10 protein-coding genes and 1 pseudogene are annotated in these 12,591 nt (G+C 55.0%); 5 read left to right on the top strand and 6 right to left on the bottom strand.

The genetic code is table 11. The features are described 5' to 3' along the window. Positions 1-43: 43 nt before the first annotated feature. Positions 44-1,516, bottom strand: coding sequence for a PTS mannitol transporter subunit IICB (locus ACI48J_RS22620; RefSeq protein ID WP_405083272.1), 1,473 nt, complete (start codon positions 1,514-1,516; stop codon positions 44-46). 443 nt (positions 1,517-1,959) lie between these two features. Here ACI48J_RS22620 and ACI48J_RS22615 point away from each other — a divergent pair. Continuing rightward, a pseudogene (locus tag ACI48J_RS22615) lies at positions 1,960-2,142 on the top strand (spore coat protein); the annotation flags it as partial. Positions 2,143-2,426: 284 nt separating this feature from the next. On the opposite strand, the gene ACI48J_RS22610 reads toward ACI48J_RS22615, so the two are convergent. Then, positions 2,427-3,929, bottom strand: coding sequence for a diguanylate cyclase domain-containing protein (locus ACI48J_RS22610; RefSeq protein ID WP_405080336.1), 1,503 nt, complete (start codon positions 3,927-3,929; stop codon positions 2,427-2,429). A 400-nt stretch (positions 3,930-4,329) separates the two neighbouring features. Here ACI48J_RS22610 and rpoD point away from each other — a divergent pair, with 400 nt between their 5' ends. From rpoD to ACI48J_RS22590, 4 genes are all read left to right on the top strand, one after another. Next, entirely contained in the window at positions 4,330-5,241 is a 912-nt protein-coding gene (gene rpoD / locus ACI48J_RS22605; protein WP_196809670.1) for an RNA polymerase sigma factor RpoD, read from the top strand. Positions 5,242-5,262: 21 nt separating this feature from the next. Further along, the gene (locus tag ACI48J_RS22600; protein WP_231392109.1) at positions 5,263-5,502 is read left to right on the top strand and encodes a hypothetical protein; all 240 of its coding nucleotides are present in this window, start codon (positions 5,263-5,265) and stop codon (positions 5,500-5,502) included. A 234-nt stretch (positions 5,503-5,736) separates the two neighbouring features. After that, a complete protein-coding gene (locus ACI48J_RS22595; RefSeq protein WP_405080335.1) occupies positions 5,737-6,927 on the top strand; it encodes a DHH family phosphoesterase in 1,191 nt (396 codons plus the stop codon). Between the two features lie 255 nt (positions 6,928-7,182). After that, on the top strand, positions 7,183-7,974 hold the full coding sequence (locus ACI48J_RS22590; RefSeq protein ID WP_405080334.1) for an NAD-dependent epimerase/dehydratase family protein: 792 nt from the start codon (positions 7,183-7,185) through the stop codon (positions 7,972-7,974). Between the two features lie 174 nt (positions 7,975-8,148). Here ACI48J_RS22590 and ACI48J_RS22585 read toward each other — a convergent pair whose 3' ends face one another. From ACI48J_RS22585 to ACI48J_RS22570, 4 genes are all read right to left on the bottom strand, one after another. Further along, positions 8,149-8,694 carry a chromate transporter gene (locus ACI48J_RS22585; protein WP_269212178.1) on the bottom strand — a complete coding sequence of 182 codons (546 nt, stop codon included), beginning with the start codon at positions 8,692-8,694 and terminating at the stop codon, positions 8,149-8,151. Beyond that, a complete protein-coding gene (locus ACI48J_RS22580) occupies positions 8,694-9,317 on the bottom strand; it encodes a chromate transporter (RefSeq protein ID WP_405080333.1) in 624 nt (207 codons plus the stop codon). Before ACI48J_RS22580 ends, ACI48J_RS22585 begins: the two co-directional genes overlap by 1 nt. A 1-nt stretch (position 9,318) precedes the next feature. Then, on the bottom strand, positions 9,319-9,801 hold the full coding sequence (locus tag ACI48J_RS22575) for an Lrp/AsnC family transcriptional regulator (protein ID WP_405080332.1): 483 nt from the start codon (positions 9,799-9,801) through the stop codon (positions 9,319-9,321). Between the two features lie 445 nt (positions 9,802-10,246). Continuing rightward, a complete protein-coding gene (locus tag ACI48J_RS22570) occupies positions 10,247-12,436 on the bottom strand; it encodes a peptidase domain-containing ABC transporter (protein ID WP_405080331.1) in 2,190 nt (729 codons plus the stop codon). Positions 12,437-12,591: the final 155 nt, after the last annotated feature.

Raw genomic sequence — 12,591 nt, 5'->3', positions numbered from 1 at the left:
ATGGCCGTAACGCCGACGGAAGCCGTCAGCGTTACGTGGACCCTTACTCCGAATCGCCCAGTCTTTTGACGAGCTCTTCGTATTCGGGGCTTTTCAGAAAGTTGTCGATGGAAATATGCTCCGCTTTGGGAGCCTTTAACTTGGCCCGGTCGGTCAGCGTTTTATGCGTAATCACGATGTCCGCGTCATCCGGAATTTCGCTGATCGCCGTGTTCGTCACGGTGACGGGAATTCCGGCCGCGTTGATTTTTTTGCGGAGGATCGAAGCGCCCATCGCACTGGAGCCCATTCCGGCGTCGCAGGAGAAGACGATTTTGGAAACTTCCGATTTACTTTTCTGATCGGAAGGGGCCGTCGCTTCTGCCGCGGATGCGCCAGCCGCCGCCGAAACGGAACCGGGATTGGCTGCAGCCGCGGCAGCCGGCGCGTTTTTCATTTCTTTCATTTTTTCCGTGGCTTCTTCGAGATCGTTTTCCTGCCCTTTGCGGCTCGTTTTAAGAAGCAGCGCGGCCACGGCGAAGGAGACGATCGTCGCCGTAAGGACACCGCTCAAGACAGCGAGCAGGCCGCCTTTCGGAGCCATGGCGATATAGGCGAATATACTGCCCGGAGAAGCGGTTGCGACAAGACCGGCATTGAACAGCGAGAAGGTGAACGTTCCGGTTACACCGCCGGCGATTGCGGCCAGAATGAGCCGCGGATTCATCAGGATGTACGGGAAATAAATTTCATGAATTCCACCGAAGAAGTGGATGATGGCCGAGCCGGGAGCGGACTGCTTCGCGGTTCCTTTGCCCACGAGCCAATAGGCCAGCAGGATGCCGAGACCGGGACCCGGGTTCGACTCCAGCATGAAGATGATGGATTTACCCGTCTGGGATGCCTGATCCAAAGCAATCGGGCTGAGCACGCCATGGTTGATCGCATTGTTGAGGAACAATACTTTGCCGGGCTCGATAAGAATGTTCGCAAGCGGCAGCAGACCGGCATTGACGAGTACCTCCACACCGGCCGCAAGCGTTTTGCTCAGCGCTTCTACCACGGGGCCGATGCCCGTGTAAGCCGCGAGAGCCAGGATGGCTCCGATAATGCCCGAGGAGAAATTATTGACGAGCATTTCAAATCCGGAGCGGATTTTGCCTTGCACCGCCTGGTCGAATTTCTTCAGAACCCATGCGGACAGAGGACCGACGATCATGGCACCGATGAACATCGGAATGTCCGAGCCGACTACGACCCCCATGGTAGCGACCGCACCGATTACGCCTCCGCGGGCGCCGTGAATCATCTGTCCACCGGTATACCCGATTAAGAGAGGAAGCAGGTACTTGATCATCGGGTCTACCAATTTGGCCATGTATTCGCTTGGAATCCAGCCGGTAGGAATAAATAAAGCTGTGATTAACCCCCAGGCAATGAATGCCCCGATATTCGGCATAACCATGCCGCTTAAAAACCTTCCGAAGCGCTGCACCCATACGCGCAAGCCGCCGGAAGCATTTTGCTGATTCGTCATTTCACTCATCCGGATATCCTCCTTACCTATTTCCCTTCACCTGTATTCTCTGACAAAGGGGAGTGAAATAATCGTAAAATAAACCGTTTTCAACTACAACGAAAGGAAAACCAGGTTTCGTCATGAGGCTTGTTGACAACATTTGCTTAACGGTTAAGCCGGCCTGCGCGGGTAGGCGAGGTCACCGGGGCGTAAGCCTTGCAGCTCTAAGGAGTGCGAATGATGAGAGTAAAACAGGCAGCGGAATTATTGGAAGAGATATAGCGTCGGATCGGTAAAATAAAAGCAGAAATTGGATGAGACATCGGGGTGAGGGGTAAGCGGCATAGTTTAAATATATGCGCTTGTTTTTACCTTTTATTTCAAGGAGGAGTTTGGTATAAGCGACCGGAACGGGGTGAAAACAGTCTTGTTAACATGCCGGGAAATGAGGTGACTATCACATGGATCAAAAGCATCTGGCACCGCATGAAACGATGGAAATTCACGAAATGCTGAATTTTAAAACGGTTGCCCTGACTAAATTGAAATTTATGCAGGGAATCGTTTTCGATAGGGATTTGAAAGCGCTGATGGAAAAAGACGTCCAGCAGTCCGTCCAGGCCATTCAACAACTGCAGGCCATACAGCTTCACGAGGAAATCAGCAAGCTGAGGATCGATAAGAAGTGGCTGCATCCGTACAATGTAAGCGAACAATTCCAGTTGGACCTGACTTCCGCACAGATGATCGTACAAATAGCGGGCATGAAATTATTCCCCGAAGATACGGCGCGCCTCGGCTTGGTTGCGAACTTGGAATTAATTGGAGGAGGATATCGGATTATGAAAGCAGTCACAAATCCCCGATCCCGGCCGGTGGGGAAAGCGCCGGGCAGGGCGAACGGGGACAGGTTCGGAGACGGATACGGTTAAAGCGTATCGGCAAGCGAAGACGTGTTTTTTTTGTACGAGTGTTTCTCGATATACATTTCTTTATCCGCGGCATCGATCACTTCGGCGGCGGACATGTCCGTGTCCGGCCCTATATGAAAGAAACCGTGGCTGACGGAAACGGGAAAAGGACTGTCCGGTTCCCGGCTAAGCGTAAGCAGATCTTCGCGGATGCGGCTCCAGATGAGGTCGGCGGCGTCCGGCGGAGTATGAAATACCAGAACGAATTCGTCTCCTCCGTAGCGGAACAGATAATCTTCCGGTTCCAGATTTCGCTGCAGCACTTCGCACGCTTTGTTAATGAGCGAGTCTCCTTCGGCATGACCGTAGCGGTCGTTGACTTCCTTCAAATTGTTGATATCGACGAAGCAGACGACCAGCTCGCCGCCCTGCTCTCCGCACTGGACAAGTTCCTGCTGGAGAAGCGCCATCCCGTGGCCTCTGTTCAGCACACCGGTCAGGGCGTCGAGGGACGCGTAGCGCGCCAGTTCGGCTTCGGCTTTTTTCAGCTCTGTAATGTCCGTAATTCCCGCGAGCACGCATGTCTCGTTATCGTATACGATGAGCTCGTAGTTGATCATGACCCATTTGTGGGTATGAGGCGATACGGACAGCTGGCAGATCAGGTTCTTGATGCTGTCTTTTTGCAGCAGCTCATGGATGATTTCATCCTTCTCCAGGACGCCGGGATACATGATGGAGGCGTCGGCGGGCGTGCCGCTGTCCAGCGGGATTTGAAAAAACTCTGCGGCTTCTGCGTTAAGCTGTACGATGGTATTGTCCCGGATCCTGGAAAGAACGAGCGGATACGGGTTGACGGAGAACAGCTTCCGGAAACGGATTTCGTTCTCTTGAAGCTTCCGGGTGTTGGTGAAATCTTTTTTTCTCAGGTTATACAGGGTCAGGGCGACAAAAAAAGCGATCGCCGCCGTAGCGGTCGTATTGATTTCCTTCGTAAGCAGAGAGTACTTGTCTTTGTTTGCCATAGAAAGAAGGACTAGGAACACCGGATGGTTAATTAATAGAATAACCAAAAAATTCTTGGGGTGGATGGGAAGGATAATGGCCGCGCTCAGCAGAATGATGATATAGGCGTCTACGTTCCCGGTCAGGCTTTGGCTGTTGATCGCAGAGAGCATGCCGATAAATAGATAGAGGGCCGTATAGGTAGTTACAAGGAGGGGCGGCCAGAATGTCCGCGAAGCGGCAGCCTGATTCCGAAGCAGGTGGTAGAGAACGAGGAACAGGACCGAGATCAGCATACTCAGCGTGTGAATGCCGATAGAGCCGTACCTGTAAGCCTCGTCGGGAACGTCCCGGTAAAGAACGAAATCCGCGTAGAAGTAATACGGATAGACGGCAATAAGCAGTATGGAAACCAGTTTGATCCGGTGAAGCAAGTGTCCGTGATGGGACTGGGCGAAAAGCAGCGAATCACCGGTCTGTTTGGAGGGAAAGATCAATTCTCGCAAAGTACTCATCCTTCTTTATCTGCTATACAATATGAATCATTTTATCACAAAATACGGAAAGGCCGATTCTTTTTTCGGCGGATTTACGAGAAGAAAAAAATAGAAAAACCCTTTTCCACGGAAAGTGAAAAAGGGCTTGAATTTAAAGGAAAGTTGTGATAAAATCACAAGTACTTATTTTTAAGTTAGATATTTACAATATATCATAATTTCATCTTGATGTCAATACTTATAATTATAGCGGCTGCAGTTGCGGTCATTACCCGGGGCTTTGGCGGGTGCAGAACGAAGAGAACGACAATGCACTGGACGTGATTCCGGTTTCGGGAAGCAGGGGGCTGAGCATATGACAAAAGATCAACAAACAGGAACAGAGGCAGGACAATTCCAACCGGTACTAGATCCGTTTATGAAACCGGGGAAAGACGACTCCCGGGAGGCGGAGCAGGGCGGACAGCAAGATGACCTGTCTTTGCCGCATGGCATCCGCATGGATGATCCCGTACGTATGTACCTGAAAGAAATCGGACGTGTAGGGCTTCTTTCGGCTGAGGAGGAAGTCAATATCGCCAAACGGATCGAGCAGGGCGACGAGGAAGCGAAGCGTATTCTGGCGGAAGCGAATCTGCGTCTGGTCGTCAGCATCGCCAGAAGATACGCGGGCCGCGGCATGCTGTTCCTTGATCTGATCCAGGAAGGCAATATGGGACTGATGAAGGCCGTCGAGAAGTTCGACTATACCAAAGGATATAAATTCAGCACTTATGCGACCTGGTGGATTCGTCAGGCCATCACCCGCTCCATCGCCGACCAGGCGCGCACGATCCGTATTCCCGTTCATATGGTGGAAACGATCAACAAGCTGAGCCGCGTATCGCGCGAGCTCCTTCAGGATCTCGGACGGGAGCCCGCTCCCGAGGAAATCGCCAAAGAGATGGAGCTCAGCGTAGAGAAAGTCCGCGAGATTATGAAGATCGCCCAGGAGCCGGTGTCGCTTGAGACCCCTGTCGGCGAAGAAAGCGACACGAACCTGGGAGATTTCATCGAGGACCAGGACGCGATGGCTCCGGCCGACGCCGCCGCGTTCGAGCTGCTGAAGGTGCAGCTGGAGGACGTGCTCGACACGCTGAGCGAGCGGGAGGAGAACGTGCTGCGTCTGCGCTTCGGGCTTGACGACGGGCGTACCCGCACGCTGGAAGAGGTCGGCCAGGTATTCGGCGTCACCCGCGAAAGAATCCGCCAGATCGAGGCGAAGGCCCTGCGTAAGCTCAGACACCCGAGCCGCAGCAAACGGTTGAAGGATTTTCTGGACGAATCATAAGAGCAGGGGGAGATGAAAGGCATGACTGCAGGGTTTGTCATCCGCTGTTTGAACTGCGGAGAAGAACATAAAGTGGTGCCCGGACAGCGTGCTTACCGGGACGAGCGCATCGTGTTCGGCACGGACAATTACGGCGCCGATCAGATTTCCTGCGAATGCGGGAACGCTCTGGAGGAGCACAGCGAATACAAGGGCGAAGCGTTTCACAGCGAATTCGTCGTGAAATGGCGGGATTTATCCGGCAAGGAACCGGTCAACTGACCAAGTAACATCTGATTGCACGTTCAACAATGGCATTGAATAGAGCCGTTCCGGCAGGGCACTTCCCCGGTCCAGGTACTCGCGCGAGACGCGGTATCTCACCGGCGGAAGTGCCTTTTGTCGTGGAAGCGAAAGAAAGAGGGTTGCATAGTCCGGCCGTTCTGTGGAAAAATTAGCAGGGATTCAACCCGTCCGGCGAAGGACGGGAAATTAACGGCAAGGAGGCGGAGTCCGATGATTCATTTGTATACACATAACGACCTGGACGGAGTGGGCTGCGGCATTCTTGCCAAATGCGCGTTCGGTGAAGAAGCGGAGGTCCGGTACAACTCCGTGGAAGGACTGAACGTCCAGGTCCAGAAGTTTCTGGAACTTGCCCGGCAGGGAAAGGTCAAGCACGAGTACCTCTACATAACGGATTTGTCGGTTAACGAACAGAACGAGCAGGAGCTGAACGAATACGCGCAAGCCGGCGGCAAAATCAGCATGATCGACCACCATAAGACGGCGCTTCACTTCAATGCGTATCCATGGGCGGCGGTTACCGTGGCGTATCCCGACGGGAGGCTCGCTTCCGCGACGTCCCTGTTCTACGAGCACCTGCTTCGGAACGGGTTTTTGAAAGCGACTCCGGCGCTGGATGAATTCGTCGAGCTGGTCCGCCAGTACGACACTTGGGAATGGGAGGCGAACGGCAACGCGCAGGCCAAGCGGCTGAACGATCTGTTCTACCTCGTGTCCATCGATGAGTTCGAGGAAAAGATGGTGCCCCGCCTCCTGGGGAGCGAGCCGTTCGCTTTTGACGATTTCGAAGAAAAGATTCTCGATATGGAAGAGAGCAAGATCGAGCGCTACATCCGGAGAAAACGCCGGGAAATCGTCCAGACCTTTATTCACGATTACTGCGTAGGCGTCGTCCACGCTGAATCGTACCATTCCGAGCTGGGCAACGAGCTGGGCAAGGACTACCCGCATCTGGACTACATCGCGATTCTGAATATGGGCGGCAAGCGCGTCAGCTTCCGGACCATCCACGATCACGTGGATGTTTCCCAAGTGGCCGGACGCTACGGCGGCGGCGGACACGCGAAGGCTTCCGGCTGCTCGCTGACCGACGAGGTTTACCCGTCCTATGTGGCCGAGCCGTTCTCTGTCGAGCCGATCCGCACGGACGCTTTCCGCAACTACTACAACGTGAAAAACAGCAGCTTCGGAACGTTGTATGAAGGCCGCAGCGACACGCGGTTTTTCCTTTATCCCTTTGACGGAAAGTGGAAGATGGAAATTAACGGCGAAGAAGTCGACGCTTCGTACGAAACGTACGAGGAAGCCGAGCGGTTCATTAAGCGGCATTATGCCGCGTGGCTGGTCCGGGATGAAGTGTTCGTGAAATTTCTGATGAAGCATTTCAGAAAAGAGACTTGAGCCGTGCGGCTAGGCACGATAAGAAGGAAGGCATACCTCAACGGGTATGTCTTTTTTTGTGCGATAAAAGCGGCTGACGCCGTAAATCGTCAACGCCGTGAAACTGTTGCGTCGTTAAAGGTAAGCGGCCTTAAGGGGATTACCGGGCAGGCAGCGGGGGTAAGAGGTACACATAACGGGCGGAAAAACTTCCATGAATGGCGCTTTCCGCGGAGGGAGCCGCCCCGTACACGATTTTCGGAAGGGGAGAAGGCTGTGAGAAGGAAAATTCTCATCACGGGAGCGGCGGGAAGAATCGGCAGCACGCTGCTGGACGGGCTGGGGAGCCTGGACCGTTACGACATCACGGCGGCGGATCTGGAAGCCGATGAAGAGGCCGGAATCGTCCGGTTGGATGTGACGGATGCGGACCGTCTGGAGGAACTGACGAAAGGCGTGGATACGATTCTGCACATCGCCTGGGCGAAGGACGACGAGGACCTCCTGGGGAAAGTGCTGCCGGTCAACGTGACGGGCGCTTACCGGGTCTACGAAGCCGCCCGCAAGAACGGAGTGAAGCGGGTCATTTTCGCCAGCTCCAATCATGCGACGGGGTTTTACAAGGTCGGGGAGGACGTGGAGGTTACGGACCCTTACCGGCCGGACAGCTTTTACGGACTCAGCAAATGTTATATCGAACTGCTCGGACGGCTGTATGCGGATAAGTACGGGATTTCTTCCTTCAATATGCGGATCGGCAATTTTCCCGGCGATGACCGCCCTCATTCCGAACGTTCGGCTCACATCTGGATTTCGTCCCGGGACATGGTGCAGCTTGCCGAGCGCTGCATAGAAGCGGACGCGTCGATGAAGTACCTCGTCCTCTACGGGACGTCGGCGAATACAGGCAATTATTACGACATCGGGTATTTAAAAGAACTGATCGGCTACGCTCCGCAGGACGATTCAGCCATTCTGATGGAGGAAGCCCGGCAGCGGCGCGAGAACATCAAGGAAGACGAAACTCCGTTTCAGGGGGGAAGCTTCGTGGATAAGAAGCCTTCCTAGGAATCCCGCGGGAGTTATACGTTTACGTGTAACTTCCGCTGTATCCGGAGCCGGGCCCGGCTCCCGGCCCGTCAGGCATAAACGTAACCCCCGGTATGGAGAATACCGGGGGTTCTTGGTTTTGAAGCGATGCCGGAACCGATGGCGGCGGAGGGATGGCTTTTTCCGGCTCTCTCAGATCCCGAAATGCCCGATCACCACGCCGCCATAGACGAAAGCGGCAATGATTACGAACGCGGGATGAATTTTGCGCCTTTGCATGGCCCAATACGCGACGGCGGCAATGCCGAGCGACTGCCAGATGCCGATGGATTGGATGGAGCCTTCCGCCATCTGCCAGGTCAGCACGACCATCATGACGGCGATGACCGGCTGGACGAGCAGCGTCATACCTTTCACGACGGAGGATTGCCGGTGCTTCTGAAGCAGCTTCAGAAGCACGATCAGCGCGACCGCCGAAGGAACGACAGTCGCGGCTATGGCGACGGCCAGCCCGAACCAGCCGGCGGCGTCGTAGCCGACGTAAGCGGCGATCTTCGTCGCGATCGGTCCGGGCAGCGTGTTGCCCAGCGCAAGGATGTTGGAGAACTGGCGGTCGTCCGCCCAGTGATAATGTGTGACAACCTCCTGGTACACGAGGGGAATGGAGGAGGGCCCTCCCCCGTAACCGAGGACGTTGGCGACGAAAAAACCGATGAACAGGTTCAGCCATTCTTCCATCATGAACCGTCCTCTTTTCCGTCATCCGGTGTGCCTCGTTTGCCCAGCTTGCCCCGCAGCAGGCGGACGGCTTTGAAATGAAACGCGCCGTAGGCAAGGAAGGCGATGATCACAATCGCCGCGTGGATTTGAATGACTTCAAGCATCAGCAGCGACAGTGCGAAAAATCCGAAGCCCGCCGGCTTGCCGAGCCCTTTGACGGCCCGTTCGGCGAACTCGTAGGCCATCAGACCGATCATCACGGCCACGACCGGGACGACGGCGGCGATCATTCCCTGCACGACGGAGGAGCTGCTCAAGTAGCCGACCGCGGAAAGGAGCGCGATCATCGCCAGCGACGAAGGCAGAATATGCGCGATGACGGCGACGATAGCGCCGGGCGTGCCTTTCTGCCGGTAGCCGAGGTAGGCGGCGATCTTCGTCGCGATCGGACCCGGGAGGGCATTGGCCAAGGCCAGAATTTCGCCGAACTCCTCGTCCTCCATCCAGCCGTAATGATTGACCGCCTCATAGCGGATCAGCGGAATGACGGACGGACCCCCGCCGTAGCCGAGAATGCCGGTTTTGACCATTGCCGAGGTCAGTTCGTAGTAGGGCTTTCGCCCGCGGGAAGCCTGTTCCATCTTACAACCTCATTCCCATGCGGCTTTTGAACCGGGTAATCAGCACCTGGCAGTCCACACTCGTAATGCCCGGCAGCGGGTACAGCTTATCTTTGAGGAACAGCTCCATCTCCTGATGATTCGTAAAAAGCCCGTGCATATGCAGCTTGCTCGGACCCGTCATATGATAGAGACTCGTCACCGAAGGCTCTTCCGCCAGCCGGTCGGCCACTTGGTGCAGAAACTTGGGCTCTACCTCCACGTTAAAAAAAGCGGAGACCCCGATCCCGATTTTCTCGGGATTGATGACCGCGGTAAATCTTTCGATTACTCCCGTTTCCATCAGAGCTTGTATCCGTCCCTGGACGGCCACACGCGATAACCCGATATCTTTGGCCAGGTCGGTATAGGAAATGCGGCCGTTGGCGTTCAAGGCCCGGATAATTTTGCGGTCGGTTTCGTCGATTCCCGCGGATTTGGTTTCCGGCGGCTCATGGTTGTTCATTTTCGGATCGCCTCCATTTGTTTCAATTCGTGAACAAATTGTTTATTATGAAAGTGAAAATATTTCGTTATGTAAGAATATATACGTATTTGGTTTCGTTTTCAAATTATTTTTCGAGAAATTGTGGCGCCCGCATGAAAATAAGCCGGTTTAGTCCCGGCACGACGGAGCTTCGGATTCGGAATCTCGGGTACGGAGCTCTGGGGGCCGGAAAATCCGGCAGCTTGTTCCGGTCCCTGGAACCGTGCGCTTTGGCCATTCCGGAGCGGACCAGGAGCTTCCCCTCAGCCCTCTTGCCGGAACCGGTGAAGGGGTCGGTTGTGAGATTGCGGGGGATAGAAAAGAACAAGCCTCCGTCCGGTTAGTTTGACCGGAAAGAGGCCGCCGCATGAAAGGACAGGCCGAAAAGACCCGGCAGCAAAACCGGGTCTCCCGACGCCGCCCCTTACAAAGCGGCCTGCGCTTCCGTAAACTGGCTGTTCCACAAAGCGCTGTAAGCGCCGCCCCGCCGCATAAGCTCGTCATGACTGCCGGTCTCGACGATACGGCCCTTGTCCATGACGCAGATCCTGTCGCAGTGCCGCACTCCGCTCAGCCGGTGAGAGATCATGACCGTCGTGATGCCGAGGCCGGCGACCAGCGAGGTAACGGCCTTCTCCGTCACGGCGTCCAGGCTGCTTGTCGCTTCGTCCATCAGAAGCAGATGGGGTTTCTTCATGAGCGCCCTCGCTACCGAAAGCCTCTGGCGCTGGCCTCCCGACAGGTTGGAGCCGTTCTCTTCCAGCACCGTCTCGTAATGCTGGGGAAGCGAGGCGATAAAGTCGTGAATTTGCGCCTGCCTGCAGACTTCCGCAACTTCTTCCAGGGGAGGCTTGGGATCGAGCCCCAGACACAGGTTGTCGTAAACCGTGCCGTGGTAGAAAAACGTTTCCTGCGGCACATACGCGATCCGGCTGCGAAGGATACCGGCGGGGATATCGCGCAGATCGTGTCCGTTGATCTCGATGCTCCCCTGCTCGGCTTCGAAAAATTTCATCAGCAGCTTCAGCAGGCTCGTTTTGCCGGAGCCGCTCGGTCCGACCAGAGCCGTCGAGGAACCTTCGCGTATCGTGAGGTTTACATCGTCTAAGGTAAGGGGCCTGCTTCCGTAGCGGTAAGAGAGATGGCGGATTAGCAGATCTCCCCGCAGGTCCAATGAGTCCCTGGTGACGGCGGCTTCATCCGGCGAAAGTTCTTTTTCCGGCGCCAGATCCATGTATTCACCCAGCCTGGAAGCGGCGACATAGGCGGACTGGAGCACGGGCTGTAGGTCGATCAACCGCTGAAGCGGGCTTAGAAAATAGGCCAGGAGCACGTTAAAGGTAATGAGCTGGCCGGCCGTGATTTCCCCTTCCAGCACCTGGCGGGCGCCGATCCACAGCAGGACGACTCCGCTGATAAGCTGGAGGGCCGTTTTCAACGCCGACTGGACGTTGTTCATCAGGCCGTACTTAAACGCCGTAGCCAGAAAAGCTTCGTATTTCGCCCTTGCGGCCTCTTTTACTTCCCTTTGTGCCGTGGAGGCTTTGACGGTCTCGATGCCTTTAATGGATTCGATGACATAGGAAGTCAGCTCGGCATTTTCGTTCATCATCTTCCGGTTATACCGGTCAAAAAATCCGCGGAAGCCCGCCATAATCAGCACATACACCGGGACAAGCAGCAGCGTAAGGCCGAAGAGGAGCGGGTTTTGGTTATAAAGGACGGCAGCCGCTATCAGCAGCGTCAAGGAATCGACCACAATATGAAGAGAGGCTTCGGAGAGCGCGTCCCGGACGTTGGAGGCGTCGGTCAGTCTGGAGGTGATTTCCCCCGTTTTGCGCGAACTGAAAAAGCTCATCGGCAGCGAAACGACGTGATTGTAATACTCCAGCACAAGGCTGCGGTCGATCCGTTGGGCAAGATACAGGAACAAATGATTTCTTGCGAAATCAAGCAGGGTCTGGACCGCATAGAGGACAATGATGCCGACCGACACGAGCGTGAGTGTGCCTTGCAGCTTTTCGGCCATAATCGTATCGAGCAGAATTTGAAAATAAAAAGCGCCGGCCATGCCGATCGCCGTTACGAGAAGCGAGGCGGCAAGAATCGGCAGGAGAAGCTTCCGGTTGCTGCGGAGCAGGGGGAAGAAACGCTTCGCAGCGCCCGTCGCCCGGCTGCCGGGTACGAAGCTTTCGCCGGGCGTCAGCAGAATAAGCACGCCGGTCCACAGGTTCAGGAATTCTTCCGTTTTGTAGGTCCGCATTCCTTCGGCCGGATCGGCAGCGAGGATCTTATCGGGCGTAATCTTGTAGATCACGACATAATGCTGAACTTCCCTGTCGATCACATGGGCGACAGCCGGAAGTTCGAATCCGGTGAACAGAGCCGGTGCGTCGCCTTTTACCGCTTCGGCGGTGAAGCCGAGCTTCTCGGCCCCCTGGACGATGCCGTAGGCGTTCGTCCCCGTATGATCCGTGCCGCAAGCTTCGCGGATCAGGGAGAGCGGCATTTTCAGGCCGTAATAACGGGCCACGGCAGCCAGACAGGCGGGGGCGCAATCTTTCCGGTCGTGCTGCCGGATACAAACCGGTTTTCGGCTCAAGTTCAACATCATCACGCCTTCCTACAGCAGGTTCTTACCTTTAAATAACCCGTTAAAGAGGGATTAATAACACGTTTTTTAATCGTTAAAATCGCTAAATAAATGGATAATATAACCAAATGATGATTAAAACTTGGAACTCTGGGTAAATAAAGTCGAGGTTATTC

The organism is Paenibacillus chitinolyticus (assembly GCF_045038035.1).
Classification (GTDB): domain Bacteria; phylum Bacillota; class Bacilli; order Paenibacillales; family NBRC-103111; genus Paenibacillus_F; species Paenibacillus_F chitinolyticus_A.
This window is presented reverse-complemented; position numbering and strand designations above follow the sequence as displayed.